Here is a 21818-nt window from a genome sequence, read left to right on the forward strand (position 1 = left end):
TCAAAGTTAAGCCGACGCGCGAATTTTAAGCGCGTCGGTTAAGGTCATCGTTGTATGATCTTTAAATGCTGGGTCTTTTTCTGGGTAATCTGTTCTGAAATGCCCACCACGACTTTCCGTGCGTGTCAGCGCTGCTGCAGCCACTAGAGTTGCAGATGTGGTCATGTTGAGGAATGACCGCGTAACGTCTTTGGCTGTTTCTTCCAGAACCTTGATTTCGCGCAAAGCTTGTTTAAGCCCAGCCTCATTGCGTTCCACACCAACATGATTGGTCATAACGTGCCGCAGTTTTTGCACGGCGTCGAGATTGCGAAGGACCCGTTCTGCTTCTTCGCCCTCAGCTTCATCCCATTCAATGCCGAGATAAGGCGCCATGCTCGTGTTGATTGGCTCCAGACCTGAAATATCTTCAGCAATACGTGCGCCAAACACCACAGCTTCGAGCAAGGAGTTGGACGCCAAACGGTTGGCCCCATGCAGCCCGGTGCAGGAGGCTTCGCCGCAAACCCATAGACCAGCCAACGAAGAACGCCCGCGCTCATCAACCTTGACGCCACCCATATGGAAGTGTGTGGCCGGGGTGACGGGTATCATATCGGCAACCGGGTCGATGCCAGCTTCTTTGCAGTAATTTGCGACCGTTGGAAAAGCCGTTAAAATGCGCTCGCCCAGGACTTTTCTGGTGTCCAAAAAGATTTTGCGCCCAGCTTGTATTTGCCTGAAATTGGCGCGTGCGACCACGTCGCGCGGGGCCAGCTCTGCATCTTCATGCACATCCAGCATAAAGCGCTCGCCCAAATCATTTAGCAAAATGGCGCCTTCACCGCGCAGCGCTTCGGTTGCTAACGGGGCAGGGTCTTGCCCAACGGCCATGGCGGTTGGGTGAAATTGAACGAATTCGCTATCGGCGATTTGCGCGCCCGCACGGGCCGCCATGCCCATCGCGTGGCCACGAACGCCAGGCGGGTTGGTTGTAACCGCATAAAGGCCACCAAGCCCGCCAGCAGCCAACACAGTTGCGCGCGCGCGGATAAGCACTGGCTCTGCATAGCGATCGCCAAGTTTACGGGCATAGACACCAATTACGCGCCCATTTGAACGGGCCAAGTCTACAGCGGTAATGCCTTCGACAATTCGAATAGATGGGGTGTTGCGCACTTCTTCGATTAGGGCGGCCATAATTTCACGGCCAGCGCGGTCACCTGAAACCCGAACCACGCGATTTACAGAGTGGGCGGCTTCTTTGGACAGCACAAAACTACCATCCTCAGCGCGATCAAAGGGCGTGCCCCACTTGGCCAAATCGTCGATACGTTCTGCCGCCTCTGCGGCAACAGATTGGGCGACTTCAAAGTCAACAATGCCCGCGCCGGCAATATCAGTGTCTCGGGCATGCGCTTCGGCGCTATCGCCTTTGCCAACTGCCGCGGCAACGCCGCCCTGTGCCCATGTTGAAGAAGCGCCAAGACCCAAAGGTTTGGGCGACAATACGGTGACCGGACGCGGTGCCAATTTGAGTGCGCAGAACAACCCCGCAAGACCAGCACCGACAATCAGCGCGCCTTCTGCATTCAACACATTGTCATAAATGGTCATAGATATTTCTCAATCGCAATTTAGGGATGTTGGCAGGCCGTAGGCGCGCTTTGCTTGTCCAATTATTGGCAGATTCGTTTTGCTGGAGTGAAAGATACATATATTGCTAGATCAATGAAAGTGCTACCATACTGGCTTGTGAGGGATTTAACGGAGATGAGGGAACTATGATCAAAGTGTTGGGAGCCGCAATTGGCGGTTGGGTGAGTGTTTTCGCGTTTTCTGGGACGGCGTTCGCAATGAGCGAGGCGTTGCCCGCGGGAACGCTTTATGTTTGCGACGAGGGTACGCCTTATGTGCAGGTGCTTGTGCCGCACGACATGAATAAAAATGCAGTTTTGATGCTTGAAAATGAGCAAATTGAGATGGCACCCACACCGGTCGCTTCTGGGTTTGGCGCAGATGTTATTTTAGGACCCCATCATTGGATGGTGCAAGGCAAAGGCCCCGAGCAGCTGATGTTGTTTAAGGATGACGATGCGCCGAAAAATTGCACGGTCAGCAATGTCGATAAGGCAAATGACACAATGGCGAACGCGGGTTCGAATGACGGTGTTGTTTCGCTGATGGGCAATTATTCGCTCGGCGGCATTGTGCGGTCGGGGCCGGGTATGGACTATGACAGGATTGATAGCCTGCCCTATGGCGAGCCTGTTGTTCTAAGTGAGCGTTCGAACGTCATGATGAACGGATATGAATGGTTCAAAATTGAATATAGCGAAGGGCTGGTCGGCTATCAGTGGGGCGGCATTATGTGTTCCAACGCGCTGCACATTGTTGGCCTTTATGAAGAATGCCCAGCCGACCTAAACTAATTTCATTGGCAAAATTCAATTTGGTTGACGGCTTGTAATTCAAACCGTCACATCCCAATTTAAAGGCAATGAAACCAAATTGGGTTTGAAAGATGAAAAAGATTCTCGCCGCCATCGCTCTAACATGCGCATCCATATTTGTATTGCCAGCACATGCTGAAGAAGTGGGCAAAATCGGTGTCGATTGGGTCGGCAACGACATATTGGTTGAAGCCGTGCATGATCATGAAATTGAAGGGGTCACCTGCCACCTTGCGTATTTTGATCGGGGATTTTTCGATCGGCTTTCAAAGGGCAATTGGTTTGAAGACCCTTCAAATTCATCCATCGCTTGTCGTGTGACCGGTCCTGTAATTGTCGGCGATATCGAATTGGATAAAGATGGCGAGGAAGTCTTTAAAGAAGGCCGTTCGTTCCTTTGGAAGAAGCTTGTTGTTAAACGCATTTATGACAAGCAAAACGATACGTTGATTTATCTGTCGCACACCCGTGAAGTATCTGAAGGGTCCGCCAAAATGTCGATCTCGACCGTGCCGCTTTATAGTGCGGATGTATCTTGGAGCGACAAATATTGGCCCAATGGTCGTCCTGAATAGGAATTTGCGCGACAATATTGGATAAGTGGTTTATGCCTCGCTCAACATTTTGAGCGAGGTTTTTTGATGAGTGTACGTGATTGCAATGGCGCAGAACTTGAAGATGGCGACAATGTTCAGGTCAACAAAGACCTCAAGGTCAAAGGCATGTCCAAAACGCTGAAGCGCGGTACCGCGATCAAAAATATTCGCACAACCAACAAAGACACCGAAGTTGAATGCCGGATTGGTAAGGCGACCATTGTGCTCAAAACCGAGTTTTTGAAGAAATCTTAATCTATGGTTTTCAGATTGACCGATCTAGTTGCATTCACTTTCTTATCCAAGTCGGCAATTTTAGGCTTAGGGATGTAAGCGGCGCATAACAAGCGCTGCCCCAAAAGTGAAATTATTCACTTGTATTATGTAATGTTATAACATAGCAATCGGGGATGTTATAACTTAACAGGTGAAAATTGAATGAAACATATATTGGGTATTGGCATTTTGGGCGCCAGCCTTTTGACTGGATTGGGTGTTGCACAGGCGGACGAGACAGTGTGGCGATTCTTTGTTGCAGATCATGAAAAAGCTCAAATTAGTGTTGTTGAACGAGGGCATGAAACCATCGTTTGGGATCAGCTATCACAACCGGCTAGACTAACACTTAGTGAGGATGGTTCTCACTTGTTTGCGGTGCAACGTGATGAGGGTCGAATTGACTTTGCAAAAACGGGTTTCGTTTTTGAATCCCACGGTGACCATGACGATCTCGTAGTTGATGACCCTGAATGGCAGGGGCTTTTTTTAACGGGTGCCAAGCCAACACACTTTGTGGTTCATGGAGAACATATCGCCGCGTTTATGGACGGAACGGGTAGCGTTGCCCAAGTTAATTTAGATAATTTGGATAGGCCATATTCGGCTTCATATTTTGTCAGTGAAGAAGGACATCATGGTGTAGCGGTACCTTTGCATGATCACATGTTGATCACAGTGCCAGCTGTTGAAAGTGAAAGCAGTTTGCCCGACCATGTACAGGTTTTAAATGCTGACAAAGAACAAGTTGGTGAATTGCATCAATGTGCCGGTTTGCATGGCGAGGCTGCGTCTCAAAAGAAGATTGCATTCGCTTGTAAGGACGGCATTTTGGTTTTTGATGAAACGGACCTAATGACAACCAAATTCCTTCCGTATCCAATGGAACTAGGCGAGGGACGTTCGGGTCGTTTGGATGGTGGCCACAATTTCCAATATTTCGCAGGTAATTTTGGTCATGATCAAATGATTTTTGTTGATGTTGAAGGCGAAGGTAAATTTTCAACGCTCAAGTTTGATGACAAGTTAGTTAGTGGGTATTTTGATCCAAGCAACTCAGCTGTCGCTTTCGCTCACACGGCTGATGGCCAGTTACACAAAATTGATACCCTTGCTGCAAAGATCATCATGTCGGTAAAAGTGACTGGTCCGATTGACATGGATGCGCCTTGGCATTCTGCTCGACCGAACTTTACATTTGCGGGAGACCATATTGCGTTAGTTGACCCTCACAAAAGCAATCTATCTCTAATTACAAAAGCTGACCTATCGGTTGCAAACATTATTGAGGTGCCAGGAAAGCCTTTCTCAATTGTTGCGGTTGGCGGCGCCGTTGCTGATCACTAAAATAAGCCAAGTGCCGTGGTTTTTGCCTCGCTCAACATTTTGAGCGAGGCTTTTCGATGAGTGTACGTGATTGCAACGGTGCAGAACTTGAAAGATGGTGGTAATGTTCAGGTCAATAAAGACCTCAAAGTTAAGAGCATCCGCACAACGCATAAAGACAGCGAGGTTGAATGCTGGATCGGCAAAGTGACTATTGTGCTCAAGACCGAGTTTTTGAAAAAGGCTTAGGGCATTGACCTTAGTTTGCCTTGTCGATTATTGGAGCGGTGAGTAGCCCATATTGCTCGATCTCGTCGTCTGTCATTTCATGAATACCCTCGCCAGGAGCGGCGTAGATCGTGAACCAATAAAACTCGTCTTTGCCTAACATCTCTTCGATATATTTTCGGTTTTGCTCGTGTTCGGGCGCGTCCTTGGGATAATCAGCGGCATCTCTTGTGCCATCGCGCCAAGAATGTACACCAACAATGGCGCCCCGCTCCATAGTGCGTTCAACCCCAGCGAGAAACAGATCGACGCCACCAGAGAAAATCTCAGACGTTGAAAGTAGCTTGGTGTTCAAACCTTGTGCTCGAACATAATAGGCAAGCTTAATCATGGTATCGTCGTCAAGCGATCCGCCAACCGAGTGTTCAACCAACGTCTTTATATCAGGGTTGGCTTTATGCACGGCCACAAACTGATCATAGGTTTTTGAGTTGATCTCATTGTGCATATGCACTTCGTCGCCGATCACCTCAAATTTGGTGATTTCGGTCATGTTGAGCGCAATAATTTGCGCCATCTCGCACCCGGCAAGAAACAGGCCCGCACAAAAGGCTGCGCTGAGTTTCATTGAGGAGACGAGTTTGGATACGATCATGGCCGTAACTACTTTTTCTTGGTGGCTTTTTTGTCCTTTCCAAATTCAATCATACGTTCAACTGCGCCACGTGCCTTTTCGGCAATAGCAGGATCAACAGTCACTTCTTCGGTGCCGGTATGTAGCGACCAAAGAATGTTCTCCAAGTTGATGCGTTTCATGTGTGGGCAGATGTTACAGCCCTTTAGGAACTGAACACCCGGCGTTTCAGCCGCCACATTGTCTGACATGGAACACTCGGTGACCATGACCACATTTTTCGGCTTTTTGGTTTTTACCCAATTGATCATGCCTGCAGTTGAGCCAGAAAAGTCACATGCATCAATAACGTCGGTCGGGCATTCTGGGTGCGCGATAATTTTAGCTTTCGGGTAAGCTTCGCGCAGTTCAGCGATATCCGCAGCGGAAAATGTTTCATGCACTTCACATGCGCCAGCCCAAGTGATGATTTTCTTCTTGGTTTTCTTCGCGGTGTTTTGCGCCAGATATTGATCAGGGATCATGATGATCGTGTCGCTATCAAGCCCTTCGACAATGTCGAGAGCATTTGAAGACGTGCAACAAACATCCGTTACAGCTTTTACTTCAGCTGATGTATTCACATAGGTGACCACGGGTACGCCGGGATATTGTTCGCGCATGGCCAAAACGTCTTCAGCGGTTATGGAGGAAGCGAGAGAACAGCCAGCCCGTGCATCTGGGATAAGGACAGTTTTTTGCGGGTTCAGCAGTTTTGACGTTTCTGCCATGAAATGCACACCACATTGGATGATGGTGGACTGATCAACTTTTGTTGCTTCAATAGCCAGTTGCAAACTGTCGCCAACAACGTCCGCAACACCATGATAAATTTGTGGCGTTTGGTAGTTGTGCGCCAGAATGACCGCATCTTTTTCGCGCTTGAGCTGATTGATTTGGCGAATCAATGGGGCGTAGAACTGCCATTCAATCTCTGGGATTTGGCCTTTGATACGTTCATAGATCGGGGCGGTTTCTTTTTCGACAGCCTTGGTGAATTTAAGGTCAAACAGACCTTTCAAAACATCGCGTGCCTCATCAAGCTGAGTTACCGAGTTGATCAATTGCGCCATAAAATCGCCCTTTCAGAAGCATCATCGAAGCGGAACTTAGGTATTTTTGTTGTGTATTTCAATTGACCCTTTGTGCTAAAGCCCAAACCAATGTCGATTTTCCCGCAAATTATGTGCGGTGACCCTTTGGAGAAAGGCAGAATATGGCCCAGAATGTAGCTCAACTGACCCCCATCTTAACCGCAGCACCCGTAGTGCCGGTTATTGTTCTAGATGATCTAGAAGCAGCGTTGCCGCTTGCACAAGCATTGGTGAAAGGTGGGTTACCCGCTTTGGAGGTGACTTTGCGCACACCAAATGCCTTGGCCATTATCAAAGAAATGGCAAAAGTTGAGGGCGCGTTTGTCGGCTCTGGAACCGTGCGTGACAAAAACCATATCGAACAGTCAATCGAAGCGGGCGCTCAATTCATGGTTTCTCCAGGTGCGCCTACAAAACTGCTTGCAGATGCGCTTGAATATGACGTGCCCTTGCTTCCCGGCGTTTCAACAGCAACCGAAGCGATGGCCGCATCAGAGGCTGGATATTCTTACTTAAAATTGTTCCCAGCAGAAGCTGTGGGCGGCGCAAAATTGCTGAAGAGCTTTTCGTCGCCACTGCCAGATCTCAAATTCTGCCCAACAGGTGGCGTTAGTCCGCAAAATGCGATGGACTATTTGAGCTTGCCAAATGTGATTTGCGTTGGCGGTTCTTGGATTGTGCCAAGCGATGCGATCAAGGCGCGTGACTTTGACAAAATCGAAGCCTTGGCACGTGAAGCCTCTCAAATCGGCAAGTAATGAACATGTTGCGGCAATTGATATTTGGATTTTTGGTATGGGCGGTGTTTGTATCGCCCATCATGGCCAAATCCAATATCTTTGTCGCGGCAAGTTTAAGCGATGTTGTTCAAGCGTTGGTTGATGCCTCAAACGTTGACGGCTTGGTGGTCGTTACCGGGGGAAGCTCCAGTTTAGCGCGTCAGATCAAAGCAGGTGCTCCTGCTGAAATGTTCATTTCGGCCAACAAGGAGTGGGCCGAATTTGTCGCGGGCGATCAGAAATTGACCAGCTTGTTTTCGAACAGGCTTGTGCTGATTGCATCTGAGCAAAAAACGGTTGAAGATATTGAAGAATTGTCCTCAATATTCGGCAAAGGGCGGTTGGCGCTCGCCGATCCAAACCATGTGCCTGCGGGGATTTATGCCCAGCAGGCGTTGGCGCATTTTGGTTTATGGCATGCACTTTCAAATAGATTAGCGCCGACGGACAATGTGCGCTTGGCGGCGCGGCTGGTCCAAAGTGGTGCTGCGCCGTTCGGCATTGTTTATGCTTCGGATGCTCAGCTATTGGATTTGAACGTTGCCTTTGATTTTCCGGAGAAAAGCCACGCCGCAATTCGTTATTGGTCGGTGTCGTTAGGCTTAGATAAACCGGACATTGAAGCATTTGAGCAGTTCCTTGGCAGCGACGAAGCGCGTGCTATAGTTGTTCAATATGGGTTTGTTCCAAACAAGAATGTTCCAATTGAGGGTGAATAGTGTCGGCTGAGATTTGGGCAATCATCTTTCTTTCCCTCAAAGTTGCCTTTTTCGCACTGCTATGGGCTGTACCTGTGGCATTTTGCCTTGCCTATATTCTTGCGAGAAAACAGTTCTTTGGCCGTGAGTTGCTCAGTGCCGTTTTGATGCTGCCGCTGGTTATGCCGCCCGTGGTAACCGGGTTGGTACTCCTGTTTATTTTCGGACCAGCGGGGCCAATCGGTCGTTTGTTGGAACCGTTTGGTGTTTCTTTCGCTTTTAACGCTGCTGGGGCCAGTTTGGCTGCCGGTTTGGTGGCACTGCCGTTGATTGTGCGGCCGATACGACTGTCGCTAGAGGGCGTGAATGTGGAATTGGATGAAGCACTTGCCGTCGCTGGGAAAACGCGCTGGCAGCGGTTTACAATACTCTATTTACCCATGTCATTGCCCGGCGTCATTGCCGGCGGCATTCTAGGATTTGCGAAGGCCCTTGGGGAATTTGGCGCGACGATCACGTTCGTTGCGAACATTCCGGGTGAAACGCAGACCTTCTCGCTCGCAATCCATTCGGCCTTGCAACGTTTTGATGGTGGACAAACTGTTTTATTGTTGAGTGTGATTTCGATTGGCATTTCAGTGATTGCTGTATTGGCATCAGAATATTTGCTCAAATGGTTGCAGGTGCGTTTGATGGGCGAACGGAAGTTGGGCCATGCTTGAAGTTGATATTCAGGGCACGCGCGGCAATCCAAATGCGCGATATCATTTTGTTGCCAAGACGGGGATCACGGCAATTGTTGGTCCGTCTGGCGCAGGCAAGACATCTCTTTTGCGTGCGATAGCTGGTCTTGATGTGGTTGATGGCGGCGGGGTCAAATTGAACGGAGCCGCTCTTCCGCTCATGCCGGAAACGCGTCAACTTGGGATGGTGTTTCAAGAACCTCGTCTATTGCCGCACCTGAACATATTGCAGAATATCGAACTTGGTCGAAAGGGCGACAAGTCCGCAGCAGAGATTGCCGGTCAGCTTGGCATCAGCCAATTGGTGGACCGATCGCCTCGGCATCTTTCAGGCGGTGAGAAACAACGGGTGATGATTGCCCGTGCACTATTTGGTGCACCAAAAATAATATTATTTGATGAGCCCCTCAGTGCGATTGACCCGCATCTAAAAAGTGAGTTGGTTGATCTTATTCGGGATCAATTTGCCCTGGCCGATATGCCTGTTCTCTATGTCACGCACCAAATTGAAGAGGCCGCACAATTGGCCCACAGTTTGATTGCAATTGAGGATGCGCAAATTGTTGCACAGGGGCCACTGGCCGCGACAATGGCCAAACTGGACGGTCCTTCATTTTTTGAAAATGGCATCACTAGCATTTTGTCCGGTGTGGTTTCAGGCATCGACCCGCGGTTTGGTGTTGCGACCATTTCAGTGGGGCAACAGCATGTGGATGTGGCTCAAAGATCACTGCGGCTTGGTGATAAGATACAATTGCGAATTTGGGCGCGCGATATCCTGTTGGCCAAAGAACGGTTGGTTGGCGTGAGCGCGCGCAATCAGTTGGAAGGCGAAGTTTTGTCCATCGACAGAGTTGATGTCGCTCATTCGGATATTTTGGTTCGTGTCGAAGGCGAATTGGTGAGAGCGCGCATCATGAACAAGACCGCCGCAGAATTAGACGTGTCTGCGGGCCAGAAAATCTTTGTGGTCTTTAAATCCGTATCAATTGAATAAGGCGTAAGTTTCCCAAGAACTAGTATTCGCGCCCCTCACGGGGTTTGTAACGCGGAATTTGCCAGCCAAATTGAATGGCACCTGCGCGCAGTAAGAAGCCGAAAAACGTGCCTGCAAGCGCCGCGTAAAACGGATCAATGCCCAAATAGATGAGGGCGATATATCCTCCTGCTGCCAAAAGGGCCGCGGTTGCGTAAATTTCATCCTGCAAAATCAATGTGTTTTCATCGCAAACAACATCACGGATCATGCCGCCAAATGTTGCCGTCATCATGCCAAGGGCGATGGCGACGAAAAATCCGGTGCCATTTTGGTGGGCAATATGAGCGCCCAAAACGCCATAGGCAGCCAGCCCAACGGCATCTAGCCACAATAGGGCGACATATCGGCGTTGGATAAGGTGGGATGTGAAAAACGCAATGAAGGCGATGGCCAAACAGGTGGCAAGGTAGGTCTGATCCACAATCCAAAATACCGGTCGATCCAAAATCAAATCTCTCAGTGTGCCGCCGCCTACGCCGGTGAGGGTGGCCAATAATCCAAAGCTGATAATGTCTAGCTGCTTTCGGCTGGCCACCAACGCGCCAGTGGTCGCGAATATGGCGACGCCGAACAGGTCTAAATAGTAAATGGGCAGGCTGAACATGAAGGTCTCCACCAAATCAGTTGTTCAAGTCTAGCGCGTTGGCAAAGCCGGTAAAAGCATAATCATAATTTGCGTTGAGCCAGATTTGGGCTACCATAAAGTCAACATATTGGGGGATCCCTGAGCTAGGGGAGGGGCTATATTTGACATTTTCGCAGCGTTTCAGCGCTCACTTATTTCATCGATCAAATTGGTGGTTGTTGTGCTTTGTCGCTTGGATTTCCATCCTGTGGAAATTTGGCAGCGGGACAGGAATTTATGCGCAAGATGCAAATGGGTTCCCGACACTCGCGCTGATTTTTACCTACTTTGCCGTTTCTCCGGCGTTCTTTTTTGCGCTGGCTGGGGTCAACCCAAAGGTTGCGTCGCGCAGCTGGGGGTATTTGGTCGAGGCAACATGGCCGGTCTATGTGTTGGACCATATCGTAAATTTGACGACGATCTCGGTCCTTTACTGGCTTATAGGTGCGCCCATGGGTTGGGGTGTGTTCTTGCCGGTTACCCAATCAGTGTATTTGGCGTTCTATGCAGCTCGTGGCTATGTGCGGCGCGTTGGCTACAATCAGTTTGATGATGAAAAAGATGAAGTTTAGCGTGTCGTCCAGCTCAAAAACTGTCCGCTAATTTGTGCAAAGCTTTTTTGAGTTTTTTGCGTTTCTTTGTTGGAAGTTGGCCGCGCAGCTGTCGATCTAAGGTCCGCCAATGGTGATCAAGCGCTTCGACTAAACGAAGACCGCCGTCACTTAAAATGACGTCCAAATCTTCGCCTGATTGAGAAGGAGTACAATTGACGAGGCCGGCATTTTGAAAACGAAACAAAATGGTGCGCAGGGTTTCTTTGTCTAATCCCAATTCGAAGAGCATTTCAGAAAACTCAGTTTCCCGATTGCCATTTAGCCAAAGCAAAATCGCATCATCGCCGGGCACCAATCCAAGGTCGCGCAAAGGTGCTAACGCGGCCTGTCGGCTCAGGGCGCCTGTTTCTATCAGTGCAAAAAGCAATGTGTTTTCGGTTTTTTTGGCCATAACTTCTTTTAGCCCATTTGTTCAGGCATTGGAAAACTCAGGCTAAGACTATCGTTAATCGGTTAATTTGGACTGACCCGCTTTGCAAAGCGATGAAAATGCTGCAAAAAACGGACGAGTTGTGACCAAGGGACATCATATGCCATTTTTGCGTGCCGCTTTTCTAATGTTGTTGATGGGTGCTGGTATGGTCGTGCCGGCGGTGGCCCACCCGCACATATTCATCGACGCGCAAGTTGTCGTTGCCTTTAATGATGAGGGCAAAGTTTCAGGATTGCGCCAAGCATGGACGTTTGACGCGCTTTATTCGGCTTGGGCCATTCAAGGGCTGGACGAAAACGGTGATGGCCGAGTTTCAAGTGATGAATTGCAGCCGCTTGCTGACGACAATATGTTGGGGCTTAAGGACTTTAATTATTATTCGGTTGTTGGTCTTGCAGGCGGTGCTGACCAAGAATTTATGACCGGTTATGATGCACGTATGGAATATGATGGGACCAACCTGAAACTAGCATTTGCAGTTGATTTGGTTTCGCCCATTGCCCCGGAAGGGACCGTCGAAATTGAAGTTGCGGACCCCGAATACTATTCAGCATTTCAGTTTGCTCAAGGCGATGCGGTTTTCTTTGATAATGCGCCAGACACCTGCGCAGCCGAGATGAACGGCCCCAAGCCCATTGACCCGACAATTGAGGAACAATTGTTTGCGCTGGGCACGGATGTGCTCGAGTTGCCCGCCGAGTTGGCTCAAGCGGTTAAAGACCTTTCAAATGTGATTATTGTGCGCTGTGACGCAGAGGCGTTGGGTGAAATTGCAACGCCGACTGTTCAGGAGAAACCAAAAGGGTCTCCGTTTGTTGCCCCACCACAGGAGCCGAACTTGGGCGGTCAACAGTCTGGAATTTTGGGGTGGATCAACACACAACAAAAAGCTTTTTACCGTTCATTGACTGACACGATGGCGCGGATGCGCGAAGATGGCAGCGCCTTTTGGGTGCTGGGTGGGTTGAGCTTCCTTTATGGCATTTTTCATGCGGCAGGGCCGGGGCACGGCAAGGTCGTGATTTCTTCGTATATGTTGGCAAATGAAAGCGAGTTACGCCAAGGCATATTGCTCAGTTTCGCCACAGCGATGATGCAATCTGTTGTTGCAATTGTCTTTGTGTTGGTCGCGGCTAGCCTTTTGAGATTGACCAGTTTTGCCATGTCCGATGCGGCCCATTGGATGGCCGTCGGATCATATTTTTTGGTGATGTTGTTGGGCGCTTGGCTGATTTGGCGCAAATTGTTCAATAAAGGTCATAGCCACGGCCACTCTGGCCATCATCACCAGCATAGTCGTGATCACCATGAACACGATCACCATGAGCATGGTCCAGATTGTGGATGTAATCATGCACCAGATGTTGATCAGTTCCGTGGCCGCAACTTCAAAGAACAATTGGGGTTGATCGTTTCCGTCGGGCTGAGACCATGTTCTGGAGCACTTGTTGTATTGGCATTTGCACTTAGCCAGCAATTATTGTTGGCGGGGATTGTCGCCACATTTTTGATGGGTCTTGGCACGGCGATCACGGTTTCTGCCTTGGCTGCACTTGCTGTTTACGCAAAGGCATTTGCGCAAAAACAGGCGAGCGGTGGCGGTAAGTTTTGGGGCGAAATATTAGCAACCGGGGAGCTGGTAGGCGCTTTCGTTGTATTTGGCTTCGGCGCGCTTTTACTCTTTGCTTCAATTTAAAGAACAAATTTGTCCATTTGGTAAAATTTTTTGCTGGCCAGCGTCATAAATCTGTCATAAAGTTGACAGGATTGCCAGTGTCTGTGGGAGGAATGGCGCGCCAAAATTTGGTCGCATATTGTCAAAAATATGCAATAGAATGCGTTCTATAAGATACTGGTTTGGATTAATTTGGAGGCTCATAAAATGAAGAAAAAACTACTCGCGCTTGCGCTCGGTGCCGTGATGGCCAGCGCTTCAGTGCCAGCGTTTGCTGATTATACGCTCAGCATTCTACATATCAACGATGTGCATTCTCGCATTCAGCCAATTAACCGATTTGATTCCGGTTGTCGCCCTTCAGACAATGCAGCAGGCAAATGCTTTGGCGGCATGGCTCGCGTGGCCACCGCGATCGATACGCGCCGTTCTGCACTTGAAGGCGCTGGCAACAATGTTTTGACATTGGATGCAGGCGATCAGTTCCAAGGCTCACTTTTCTACACCACCTATAAAGGTGCGCTGGCAGTCAAATTGATGAATATGATCGGCTTTGACGCGATGGCTGTTGGAAATCATGAATTTGATGATGGCCCGCAAAAACTTGCTGACTTTGTTGATGCGGCAGAATTTCCAGTGCTATTTGCCAATGCAAACTTGGCCAATGAGCCAGCTTTGGCCGGCAAAATTCCGTCACATATCGTGAAGGAAATTGGCGGCGAGAAAGTTGCGATTATTGGTGTGTTGGCAGAAGACACCGCTGAAACTTCTTCTCCAGGCGATAATGTAGCTTTTGTGCAAGCTGAAGATGTCTTGAAAAAGCTTGTTACCCAACTTGAAGCAGATGGCGTGAATAAAATCATCTTGCTATCTCACGTGGGCATTAACCGCGATATGAGCATTGCGGCGGCCGTTGACGGCATCGACGTGATCGTAGGTGGTCACTCACATACATTGCTTGATGAATATCCAACAGTTGTAAATGCGCCAAATGGCAAGCCAGTTCAAATCGTTCAGGCTTATGCTTATTCAAAATATTTGGGTGAGCTTACTGTCACTTGGGATGACAATGGCGATGTGACCAGTGCTAAAGGTCAGCCATGGTTGTTGGATGCACGTGTGCCTGAAGACAAAGAAATGGTAGCTTTGATTGCAGAACAAGCTGCACCTTTGGAAGAGATTAAAGCCAAAGTTGTTGGCGAATCGACTGCAGCCATTGATGGTGACCGCAGCGTTTGCCGGGCTCAGGCTTGTGAGATGGGTGTGTTGGTCGCAGAAGCGATGCTTGATCGTGTAAAAGACCAAGGCGTTCAGATTGTCATCCAAAATGGTGGCGGATTGCGTGCGTCAATCGACGCGGGTGAGATCACCATGGGTGAAGTTCTAACTGTGTTGCCTTTCCAAAATACATTGGCAACATTTGAACTTAAGGGTGCTGACGTGATCGCGGCGCTTGAAAATGGCCTAAGCCAAGTTGAAGACGGCGCGGGCCGTTTCCCACAAGTTGCAGGTATCAAATATACTTGGAACGCGTCTGCTGATGCAGGTAGCCGAGTTGTTTCAGTTGAAGTGCAAGGCGCCGATGGCTCATTTGCACCGATCGACAATGAAGCGACTTATGGTCTTGCGTCTAACAACTATATGCGCGGCGGTGGTGACGGATACAAAGTATTCTCAACCAACGGCATGAACGCATATGATTATGGTCCAGGCCTTGAAGATGTTGTTGCAGCCTATATTGCCAAGCTTGGCGGCGCATACACACCAATGGTTGATGACCGGATTACTAAAGTCGAGTAGTCCATATTCATCAAAAAAATGAGTTGAGGGCGATCCAATGGGTCGCCCTTTTCGTATTTGCAATTACGAATGTACTCACTATGCTAATCGACTAAGGTTAGGGGACCCATGCGACAATTCGGACACTGCAATTTGTGGTGCCGATCTTTAAGTTGTGGCAATCCCTTGGATGTCGCAACTAGGGTCCATACCCAAAGAAAAATATCGAGGCAAAATGTCGTCGCATCTCCCTAAAGACCATCCCATGGTTTATACCAAGAAAATTGGTGTCCTGCTGCTCAATCTCGGCACACCTGATGCGACAGACTATTGGTCCATGCGTCGTTATTTGAAAGAATTCCTGTCCGATCAGCGGGTCATCGAAATCCCAAAGTGGAAATGGTGGCCGATTTTAAACGGCATTGTTTTGACTTTCCGTCCGAAAAAATCTGGCGCCGCGTATGACAAAATTTGGGATTATGAAAATGGGGACAGCCCGTTGCGGGTTATCTCTGAAGGGCAAGTGAAAGCGCTTCGTTCGGCATTGGCGGACCATGACAACATCGTGGTCGATTATGCGATGCGCTATGGCAATCCTTCGACCCAAATGAAACTTGAGGCCTTGCAAAAACAAGGGTGTGATAGGATTTTGCTTCTACCGCTTTACCCGCAATATTCTGCCGCTACCACGGCGACGGCCAACGACAAAGCGTTTGAAGCGTTTCAACAAATGCGTTGGCAACCCGCTGTGCGCACAGCGCCAGCATATTTTGAAACAGACGCCTATGTCAGTGCGATCGCACAATCCATTGAAGAGGGATTGGCAAAGCTGGATTTTGAGCCGGACTTGGTGATCACATCCTATCATGGAGTGCCCAAGAGCTACCTGGTGAAGGGCGACCCTTATCATTGCCAATGTATCAAATCGACCAGATTGGTGCGGGAGAAGCTTGGATGGGCGGATGACAAGTTGATGGTGACGTTCCAGTCGCGCTTTGGACCAGAAGAATGGTTGCAACCCTATACCGACAAAACACTTGAGGCGTTGCCCGAAAAAGGGATTAAGAAGATCGCTATCCTTACACCTGGCTTTTCTGTGGATTGCCTTGAGACGCTTGAAGAGATTGCGATGGAAGGCAAAGAAGAATTCATGGATGCTGGCGGCGAGCAGTTTGCCTATATCCCATGTCTTAATGACGGCGAATTGGGCATGAACGTGATCGAAGACGTTGTGCGTCGTGAGCTATCTGGCTGGGTCTAATCGCCAAGCGAATTCGTCTTTAACAATGTGACTTCGTTTCGCGAATTCGATTGAGTTTCTTGTTAATCCGGCCCATTGTCCCTACATATTTGTTAATTGTAGAATTTGGAGGGTGATATGGACGGATTTTCAATTTCCATCATCGTGGGCGCCGTTTTGGTTATTTTGGTGCTGTTGGCGGGTGTCAAAGTCGTGCCGCAAGGTTTCAACTTTACGGTTGAACGTTTTGGTCGTTACACAAGAACACTTAGGCCAGGGCTTAACTTGATCATCCCCTTTGTCGACGGTATTGGGCGCAAGCTCAATATGATGGAGCAGGTGCTAGATGTTGCCCACCAAGAAGTTATTACAAAAGACAATGCTTCGGTTACCGCAAACGGGGTGACGTTCTTCCAGGTCATGGATGCGCCCGCCGCGGCCTATGAAGTAAACAATCTAGAAAATGCTATCCTGAACCTCACCATGACCAATATTCGGACGGTGATGGGATCGATGGATCTGGATGAGCTTTTGTCCAACCGCGACGGCATTAACTCGCGGCTTTTAAGTGTGGTTGATGCAGCTGTATCGCCGTGGGGCGTGAAGATCACCCGCATTGAGATTAAAGATATCGATCCGCCAAAGGATTTGATTGAATCAATGGGCCGCCAGATGAAAGCTGAGCGGGAAAAGCGGGCCACCATTTTGGAATCAGAGGGCCGTCGCCAAAGCGCGATCCTTGAGGCAGAAGGTGAAAAAGAAGCACAGGTGCTTGAAGCCGAGGGCCGCAAAGAAGCTGCGTTTCGAGATGCGGAAGCACGTGAGCGTGCTGCGGAAGCTGAAGCGAAAGCGACGCAGATGGTTTCGGAGGCTATTGCCCAGGGTGACGTACAGGCAGTGAACTATTTCGTGGCCAACAACTACATCAAAGCGCTTGAAGCTATCGCGAAGTCGCCAAACCAAAAAGTCCTTATGATGCCACTTGAGGCCGCAAATGTTATTGGGGCTGTTGGCGGTATCGCTGAGATCGCCAAAGAAGCTTTCGGCGGGGATAAGCCGAAGCGTAAAACAGGGCGCGTTCCGAATTCGGAGGGTTAGAAAATGGATATAATTGGCCTCATTATTGAATATGGCGGCTGGTCATGGGTCATTGGCGGGTTCATTCTCTTAGGAATTGAACTCGCGGTACCTGGTGGCATATTTGTTTGGTTTGGAGTTTCTGCCGTTCTTGTCGGGATTGCTACATTAACGCAATCCTTCAACTGGCAACTGCAATGGATCCTGTTTGCGGTTCTTTCTGTATCAAGCGTTGCCATTTGGACGCGGTACTTTAAGGGGCGAAATGACGTTTCGGATCGACCATTTCTAAATGCCCGCAATCAAAAACTTGTTGGCGAAAGCTTTGTTCTTGATGAACCAATTGTCGGTGGGGCTGGCCGATTGAAGATCGACGATAGTTTTTGGCGGATTACAGGACCGGATGCGAGCAAAGGCCAAACGGTAAGTGTTACTTCTGTTGAGGCGACGATTCTGCATGTGGAATTGAAAGACTAGGGTCATTAAGTGATGCAGAACGCCTCTGTGCCGATAGGTGCAGCAACCAAAGCGTTGCTGCTAACTGCACACATCCAAGAAACAATAGCGCATGCCAAGGCGATATAGCGGCTGCGACCCAAGCGACGATCCCCAGTGCTGCCGTTTTAAGCGCCAACATTATTGTTTGATAAAACGACATTGTCCGCGAAATGTGGGACGCGGGGACTTCTTCCATCAGCCAGGCATTGCGGCCAACACGAATGGCCGAATTTGAAAATCCCGCTAAGCAGGCAAGCCAGATGACAGTGATGGTGCTGGGCCAAATGATCTGCGCCAACATCCAAAACGTGAAGATTAACATGGCGAAATTGATGATCAACGGCGCGCTGAACCTGTCCATGATTTTTGATGCTAGGACACCGACGAAAATCGCGCCGATGGCAAATGAAACTTCATAAACTGCCATATCCAAAATTGTGCCGCCAAGCATTTTAAGCACCAATACTGGCACCAAGAAGTTGCCGGTTTGGATGGCGATGTAGGGCCAGTAGCTTAAGGTGGAAATGGCGTTGAGTTTTGGTCTCGTCCTTAGATATTTCGCGCCGTCGATGATGGATTTCACGATTGATGTCGGGGCTGTTTCTGGCGTCAGTGTTGCTGTTTGAACCAGCAGCATGGCGATTGTTGAGACCGCAAACAAGGCGGCAAGACCCAACACGATTTGTATTAAGGATAGTTGGGTAACGACGATTGCGAGCAGCGCACCAACAAGCAAATGAGCGAATTGGGTTTGCATTTCCATTGCGGTGCTTAAGGCACGGTATTTCGACTTTGCGAACACGGCTTGGACATAAGCAGATCGTGCGGATTGATCCAATGTGACGAGCAGATTGGCGAGGGCAAAGACCCCAACAAGTACATAGCTGCTTTCAAATCCGACACCGGCCAAAATGGCCAAGCTGAACAGGCTCAGTGTGACGAACATTCGTAACACGATGAGCATAGATTTTCTGGAATGTTGATCCATCCACGCGCCAAGGGCGGGTGCAGCAAAGAATATGATGAGGTTTATGGTGAAAGATGCAACACCCAGAATTTGAGTGCCGCCTTCCTGTTTGAGCAGCAGCCACGGTATGCCGACAAACATAAAACCCTGACCAATCGACGTGATCAAAATTGAGAAAATGAGAAAGATGGCGGTTCGTTTGTTTGACTTTGACATACATGCTCCAATTGCATGTCGGTGATATAATTTCCTTTTTGGCTAGACAATTGTGCAATTTTGAACATTATTAGTGCCGTTAAGGAACTAATGGGGCTTTTATGTCTAGACGCACAGATCAAATGCAGCAAATGCGTGTTTTCTCGATGGTTGCAGCGCAAGGCAATTTTGCGCGTGCTGCCAATGCCCTTTCTTTGCCAGCCTCGTCTGTCAGCAAAACCATTGCTCAATTGGAAGCAAGGTTGGAAACCGTTCTTATTCGGCGCACGACAAGGGCAATTCAGCTAACTGATGACGGTAAAGAATATCTGCGGGCCGTCAAAATTGCGCTATTTGAAATTGACCGGGTTGAAGATCGTGTCCGTGCAGGAGACAAGCCAAAGGGCAAGTTGCATGTCACTGTGCCGGTGGCGTTTGGCGAGAGTTTCCTGAGCCCTAAGCTGCCGGAATTCTGCGCAAAATACCCAGATTTGTTGATTGATTTCGACACAGACAGGCGCTATTTGGATATGGTGAGCCACAACATTGATGTGGCGGTGCGCACCGTGAAACCTGAAGACGATTCTGCATTTATTGCGCTTAATCTGTTGCCCCATGTTAATTTTTTGGTTGCTTCGCCTGATTATCTCAACCGCTTTGGGATGCCAAAGACGATGGATGATTTGAACCATCATCGCTTGATGTATTTTGATTGGCCAAAGCGGCAGGGTCAGTGGCAAATGCAGGTGGACGGAAAACCTTTCACTATTCACAGCGAGGCGGTGTTTCGTACCAACAGCTATCACACCCTTAAACATGGCGCGGTTTCTGGCATGGGTATCGCAAACTTGCCGGCAGATTATGCTGTTGATCACCTTAAATCTGGTGAGTTGGTGCGCGTGCTGCCCGAATTTTTGGATGATCGCGGGCATCGTGTTGCGCTCTATCATGAACGCCGCGCGCAGTCGCCAAAGACCGATGTGTTTTTGGAATTCTTGGTTGAGGCGACGGCCAAGCACAAAAAGAACTTGGCCGAACTAGGGTTTGTCTAAGGCTGCAATTCAATCGGAACTGGCGGGCTTTCTTGCATCACCAAAATTGAAATGCGGCGATTGGCCGAAAGGTAAGGGTCGTTGGGGAATAAGGGTTCCACATCGCCCTTGCCAACCACCGAGAATATGCGTTCAGACGGCAGTCCATATTCTTCCATAAGACGGCGCACAACATTTGCGCGATCGGTAGACAGTTCCCACGCGCCATAAGATGCTGTTTGATAAGTCGCACCTGCGGCCGTGTGGCCCGTTACCCGAATTTGGTTTGGCAGCTTTTTAAGGATTGGCGCCATCACAGAAAGCGCTTCACGTGTCGCCTCGTATGGGTATTTTGACCCTTCAGGGAACATTGAGCGGCCTTCTTGGTCAACAATTTGAATGTGCAAACCTTCTTCGGTTTCCTCGATCAACAAATTATCAGCCACGAATGTGATTTCTGGCAATTCCTGCCATGCTTGGCGCAAGGTTGTTGTAGCTAAAGCAAACTGTCTTGGCGTTTCAACTTCAGACTTCTCAATATCGTGCGTATTTGCTTCTGGGCCTTGTTTGGTGCGTTCATTATGTTGCTCTTCAGCAAATTCAGTTTGGGTCGTTTCCTCTTCAAGCGATATTGATTTTACGAAGTCGCGCTGTGGGTTGCCATCGCGTTCAATAATACCGGCACGTGCTTCAACTTGAATAACCCCGAATGCGTCTTTCAAAGAACCGGCAACAACCTGCAGCTTCTCGTCATCTTGAATAGAAAATGACACGATGAGAACAAAGAACGCCACCAAGATGGACATGAGATCAGAAAAGGTGACAAGCCATTCTGGGATCTCACTTCCGCCTTGTTTTTTCTTTCTTGCCATATTGATCCCCGAACCTTGTTACTGGCTACGCAGCTTCATCAACAATTTCGCGTTGTTTTTCTGGTAGATAGGCGGTTAGCATTTCTTTGATCAGTGCCGGGCTTTTGCCATCACGAATGGACATAATGCCGTCGATAATCAACGTTTGATTGATGTCTTCAAGTTCAAGCTTGGACAGCAACTTGTCGGATAATGGCAGGCAAACAAGGTTGGCCAAAACCGCACCATACATGGTGGTCAAAAGCGCGACCGCCATCGCAGGACCAATCGCTGCTGGGTCTGACATGTTCGCCAACATTTGCACCAGACCAACCAACGTGCCAATCATTCCAAATGCTGGGGCCGCGTCACCTAGTGACTTAAAGACCCGTTGGCCTTCAGACAGACGCGTGATGAACTGGTCACGTTCCAGTTCCATGGTTTCACGAATGAAGGCAGCGTCATATCCATCAGCGATATATTGCGCGCCTTTTTTGAGATTCACATCTTGGGCTTCGACATTTTCAAGGCCAAGCGGGCCGTTCTTGCGTACAATGTCACCCATCTCCGCTAGCTGCTCGATGAGTTCTTTTGGATCGACCTTTTTGTGGGTAAACGCCACTTTTCCGCCGGTGGAAAAGGCGGTCAGCACGCCTGATAGTGGAAATCGAATGAGGGTAGCAGCCACACCACCTCCAACAACGATCATTATTGAGGGATAGTCGACAAACTGAGCAAATGACCCGCCCATAAAAATGGCAAGCGCAATAAATGCAGCACCAGCAATCATGCCGATAATTGTGGCTAAATCCATGTGACCTTACTCCTAACTGCAACCCAAAAACGCGGGTGCTAGGTCAATTTTCTTGGATGCAGTGTACCGCGTTAAGGCTAATCAGCTGTTAATATGAAGGTGGGATTTAACCCCCATTGTGGTTGCCGCCAATTC

General features: G+C 49.0%; 23 protein-coding genes and 1 pseudogene. 16 read left to right on the top strand and 8 right to left on the bottom strand.

What is annotated here, in order from left to right; all coding sequences use genetic code 11:
* Positions 1–6: 6 nt before the first annotated feature.
* A complete protein-coding gene (locus AC2D8L_RS13900; RefSeq protein WP_484686074.1) occupies positions 7–1596 on the bottom strand; it encodes an L-aspartate oxidase in 1590 nt (529 codons plus the stop codon).
* Between the two features lie 167 nt (positions 1597–1763).
* Between AC2D8L_RS13900 and AC2D8L_RS13905 the strand changes: the two genes are divergently transcribed.
* The 5 genes and pseudogenes from AC2D8L_RS13905 (at position 1764) to AC2D8L_RS13925 (ending at position 4879) form a co-directional block, all read left to right on the top strand.
* A complete protein-coding gene (locus AC2D8L_RS13905) occupies positions 1764–2411 on the top strand; it encodes an SH3 domain-containing protein (protein ID WP_484686075.1) in 648 nt (215 codons plus the stop codon).
* A gap of 92 nt (positions 2412–2503) precedes the next feature.
* Entirely contained in the window at positions 2504–3007 is a 504-nt protein-coding gene (locus AC2D8L_RS13910) for a CreA family protein (protein ID WP_484686076.1), read from the top strand.
* Positions 3008–3073: 66 nt separating this feature from the next.
* Positions 3074–3283 (top strand): PhnA domain-containing protein, encoded by a 210-nt coding sequence (locus AC2D8L_RS13915; RefSeq protein ID WP_484686077.1) that lies wholly within the window; start codon positions 3074–3076, stop codon positions 3281–3283.
* A gap of 183 nt (positions 3284–3466) precedes the next feature.
* The gene (locus AC2D8L_RS13920) at positions 3467–4651 is read left to right on the top strand and encodes a hypothetical protein (protein ID WP_484686078.1); all 1185 of its coding nucleotides are present in this window, start codon (positions 3467–3469) and stop codon (positions 4649–4651) included.
* 56 nt (positions 4652–4707) lie between these two features.
* Positions 4708–4879 (top strand): annotated as a pseudogene (locus AC2D8L_RS13925) (PhnA domain-containing protein).
* A gap of 10 nt (positions 4880–4889) precedes the next feature.
* Here AC2D8L_RS13925 and AC2D8L_RS13930 read toward each other — a convergent pair.
* Together AC2D8L_RS13930 and nadA are read right to left on the bottom strand one after the other, a co-directional pair.
* Positions 4890–5513, bottom strand: coding sequence for a COG3904 family protein (locus AC2D8L_RS13930; RefSeq protein ID WP_484686079.1), 624 nt, complete (start codon positions 5511–5513; stop codon positions 4890–4892).
* Between the two features lie 8 nt (positions 5514–5521).
* On the bottom strand, positions 5522–6604 hold the full coding sequence (nadA, locus tag AC2D8L_RS13935; RefSeq protein WP_484686080.1) for a quinolinate synthase NadA: 1083 nt from the start codon (positions 6602–6604) through the stop codon (positions 5522–5524).
* 143 nt (positions 6605–6747) lie between these two features.
* Between nadA and eda the strand changes: the two genes are divergently transcribed.
* From eda to AC2D8L_RS13955, 4 genes are read left to right on the top strand one after another with little or no spacing between them, the layout of a single operon-like run.
* On the top strand, positions 6748–7383 hold the full coding sequence (gene eda, locus AC2D8L_RS13940; protein ID WP_484686081.1) for a bifunctional 4-hydroxy-2-oxoglutarate aldolase/2-dehydro-3-deoxy-phosphogluconate aldolase: 636 nt from the start codon (positions 6748–6750) through the stop codon (positions 7381–7383).
* Positions 7384–7388: 5 nt separating this feature from the next.
* The gene (gene modA, locus AC2D8L_RS13945) at positions 7389–8123 is read left to right on the top strand and encodes a molybdate ABC transporter substrate-binding protein (RefSeq protein WP_484686082.1); all 735 of its coding nucleotides are present in this window, start codon (positions 7389–7391) and stop codon (positions 8121–8123) included.
* The gene (gene modB, locus AC2D8L_RS13950; protein ID WP_484686408.1) at positions 8120–8824 is read left to right on the top strand and encodes a molybdate ABC transporter permease subunit; all 705 of its coding nucleotides are present in this window, start codon (positions 8120–8122) and stop codon (positions 8822–8824) included. Before modA ends, modB begins: the two co-directional genes overlap by 4 nt.
* Entirely contained in the window at positions 8817–9842 is a 1026-nt protein-coding gene (locus AC2D8L_RS13955; RefSeq protein WP_484686083.1) for a molybdenum ABC transporter ATP-binding protein, read from the top strand. Before modB ends, AC2D8L_RS13955 begins: the two co-directional genes overlap by 8 nt.
* Positions 9843–9861: 19 nt before the next feature.
* On the opposite strand, the gene AC2D8L_RS13960 is transcribed toward AC2D8L_RS13955, so the two are convergent.
* The gene (locus AC2D8L_RS13960) at positions 9862–10488 is read right to left on the bottom strand and encodes a trimeric intracellular cation channel family protein (RefSeq protein ID WP_484686084.1); all 627 of its coding nucleotides are present in this window, start codon (positions 10486–10488) and stop codon (positions 9862–9864) included.
* Between the two features lie 143 nt (positions 10489–10631).
* Between AC2D8L_RS13960 and AC2D8L_RS13965 the strand changes: the two genes are divergently transcribed.
* Positions 10632–11081, top strand: a complete 450-nt coding sequence (locus tag AC2D8L_RS13965; RefSeq protein ID WP_484686085.1) for a hypothetical protein — start codon at positions 10632–10634, stop codon at positions 11079–11081.
* A gap of 13 nt (positions 11082–11094) precedes the next feature.
* On the opposite strand, the gene AC2D8L_RS13970 is transcribed toward AC2D8L_RS13965, so the two are convergent.
* Positions 11095–11514 (bottom strand): hypothetical protein, encoded by a 420-nt coding sequence (locus AC2D8L_RS13970; RefSeq protein WP_484686086.1) that lies wholly within the window; start codon positions 11512–11514, stop codon positions 11095–11097.
* Between the two features lie 139 nt (positions 11515–11653).
* On the opposite strand from AC2D8L_RS13970, the gene AC2D8L_RS13975 reads away from it, so the two are divergent.
* From AC2D8L_RS13975 to AC2D8L_RS13995, 5 genes are all read left to right on the top strand, one after another.
* Positions 11654–13252, top strand: a complete 1599-nt coding sequence (locus tag AC2D8L_RS13975; protein WP_484686087.1) for a HoxN/HupN/NixA family nickel/cobalt transporter — start codon at positions 11654–11656, stop codon at positions 13250–13252.
* A gap of 186 nt (positions 13253–13438) precedes the next feature.
* On the top strand, positions 13439–15031 hold the full coding sequence (locus tag AC2D8L_RS13980) for a bifunctional metallophosphatase/5'-nucleotidase (RefSeq protein WP_484686088.1): 1593 nt from the start codon (positions 13439–13441) through the stop codon (positions 15029–15031).
* Between the two features lie 214 nt (positions 15032–15245).
* Positions 15246–16271: a ferrochelatase gene (gene hemH / locus AC2D8L_RS13985; RefSeq protein ID WP_484686089.1), complete on the top strand. Its 1026-nt coding sequence runs from the start codon at positions 15246–15248 to the stop codon at positions 16269–16271.
* Between the two features lie 117 nt (positions 16272–16388).
* Entirely contained in the window at positions 16389–17348 is a 960-nt protein-coding gene (locus AC2D8L_RS13990; protein ID WP_484686090.1) for an SPFH domain-containing protein, read from the top strand.
* A gap of 3 nt (positions 17349–17351) precedes the next feature.
* Positions 17352–17804, top strand: a complete 453-nt coding sequence (locus AC2D8L_RS13995; RefSeq protein WP_484686091.1) for an NfeD family protein — start codon at positions 17352–17354, stop codon at positions 17802–17804.
* Here AC2D8L_RS13995 and AC2D8L_RS14000 read toward each other — a convergent pair.
* Complete coding sequence (locus AC2D8L_RS14000; protein WP_484686092.1) at positions 17758–19008, bottom strand: MFS transporter; 1251 nt, start codon at positions 19006–19008, stop codon at positions 17758–17760. The two genes, AC2D8L_RS13995 and AC2D8L_RS14000, sit on opposite strands and share 47 nt — an antisense overlap.
* Before the next feature lie 101 nt (positions 19009–19109).
* Here AC2D8L_RS14000 and AC2D8L_RS14005 point away from each other — a divergent pair, with 101 nt between their 5' ends.
* On the top strand, positions 19110–20039 hold the full coding sequence (locus AC2D8L_RS14005; protein ID WP_484686093.1) for a LysR family transcriptional regulator: 930 nt from the start codon (positions 19110–19112) through the stop codon (positions 20037–20039).
* On the opposite strand, the gene AC2D8L_RS14010 is transcribed toward AC2D8L_RS14005, so the two are convergent.
* Together AC2D8L_RS14010 and AC2D8L_RS14015 are read right to left on the bottom strand one after the other, a co-directional pair.
* On the bottom strand, positions 20036–20890 hold the full coding sequence (locus AC2D8L_RS14010) for a flagellar motor protein MotB (protein ID WP_484686094.1): 855 nt from the start codon (positions 20888–20890) through the stop codon (positions 20036–20038). The two genes, AC2D8L_RS14005 and AC2D8L_RS14010, sit on opposite strands and share 4 nt — an antisense overlap.
* Before the next feature lie 25 nt (positions 20891–20915).
* Positions 20916–21683 (bottom strand): motility protein A, encoded by a 768-nt coding sequence (locus tag AC2D8L_RS14015; protein ID WP_484686095.1) that lies wholly within the window; start codon positions 21681–21683, stop codon positions 20916–20918.
* Positions 21684–21818: the final 135 nt, after the last annotated feature.

It is taken from the genome of Maritalea sp. YIW29 (assembly GCF_057219265.1).

What these genes read in the sequence shown, in the direction of transcription:
- AC2D8L_RS13900 (WP_484686074.1), bottom strand. Translation starts at nt 1,596, where the DNA reads ATGACCATTTATGACAATGTGTTGAATGCAGAAGGCGCGCTGATTGTC.
- AC2D8L_RS13905 (WP_484686075.1), top strand. Translation starts at nt 1,764, where the DNA reads ATGATCAAAGTGTTGGGAGCCGCAATTGGCGGTTGGGTGAGTGTTTTC.
- AC2D8L_RS13910 (WP_484686076.1), top strand. Translation starts at nt 2,504, where the DNA reads ATGAAAAAGATTCTCGCCGCCATCGCTCTAACATGCGCATCCATATTT.
- AC2D8L_RS13915 (WP_484686077.1), top strand. Translation starts at nt 3,074, where the DNA reads ATGAGTGTACGTGATTGCAATGGCGCAGAACTTGAAGATGGCGACAAT.
- AC2D8L_RS13920 (WP_484686078.1), top strand. Translation starts at nt 3,467, where the DNA reads ATGAAACATATATTGGGTATTGGCATTTTGGGCGCCAGCCTTTTGACT.
- AC2D8L_RS13930 (WP_484686079.1), bottom strand. Translation starts at nt 5,513, where the DNA reads ATGATCGTATCCAAACTCGTCTCCTCAATGAAACTCAGCGCAGCCTTT.
- nadA (WP_484686080.1), bottom strand. Translation starts at nt 6,604, where the DNA reads ATGGCGCAATTGATCAACTCGGTAACTCAGCTTGATGAGGCACGCGAT.
- eda (WP_484686081.1), top strand. Translation starts at nt 6,748, where the DNA reads ATGGCCCAGAATGTAGCTCAACTGACCCCCATCTTAACCGCAGCACCC.
- modA (WP_484686082.1), top strand. Translation starts at nt 7,389, where the DNA reads ATGTTGCGGCAATTGATATTTGGATTTTTGGTATGGGCGGTGTTTGTA.
- AC2D8L_RS13955 (WP_484686083.1), top strand. Translation starts at nt 8,817, where the DNA reads ATGCTTGAAGTTGATATTCAGGGCACGCGCGGCAATCCAAATGCGCGA.
- AC2D8L_RS13960 (WP_484686084.1), bottom strand. Translation starts at nt 10,488, where the DNA reads ATGTTCAGCCTGCCCATTTACTATTTAGACCTGTTCGGCGTCGCCATA.
- AC2D8L_RS13970 (WP_484686086.1), bottom strand. Translation starts at nt 11,514, where the DNA reads ATGGCCAAAAAAACCGAAAACACATTGCTTTTTGCACTGATAGAAACA.
- AC2D8L_RS13975 (WP_484686087.1), top strand. Translation starts at nt 11,654, where the DNA reads ATGCCATTTTTGCGTGCCGCTTTTCTAATGTTGTTGATGGGTGCTGGT.
- AC2D8L_RS13980 (WP_484686088.1), top strand. Translation starts at nt 13,439, where the DNA reads ATGAAGAAAAAACTACTCGCGCTTGCGCTCGGTGCCGTGATGGCCAGC.
- hemH (WP_484686089.1), top strand. Translation starts at nt 15,246, where the DNA reads ATGTCGTCGCATCTCCCTAAAGACCATCCCATGGTTTATACCAAGAAA.
- AC2D8L_RS13990 (WP_484686090.1), top strand. Translation starts at nt 16,389, where the DNA reads ATGGACGGATTTTCAATTTCCATCATCGTGGGCGCCGTTTTGGTTATT.
- AC2D8L_RS13995 (WP_484686091.1), top strand. Translation starts at nt 17,352, where the DNA reads ATGGATATAATTGGCCTCATTATTGAATATGGCGGCTGGTCATGGGTC.
- AC2D8L_RS14000 (WP_484686092.1), bottom strand. Translation starts at nt 19,008, where the DNA reads ATGTCAAAGTCAAACAAACGAACCGCCATCTTTCTCATTTTCTCAATT.
- AC2D8L_RS14005 (WP_484686093.1), top strand. Translation starts at nt 19,110, where the DNA reads ATGTCTAGACGCACAGATCAAATGCAGCAAATGCGTGTTTTCTCGATG.
- AC2D8L_RS14010 (WP_484686094.1), bottom strand. Translation starts at nt 20,890, where the DNA reads ATGGCAAGAAAGAAAAAACAAGGCGGAAGTGAGATCCCAGAATGGCTT.
- AC2D8L_RS14015 (WP_484686095.1), bottom strand. Translation starts at nt 21,683, where the DNA reads ATGGATTTAGCCACAATTATCGGCATGATTGCTGGTGCTGCATTTATT.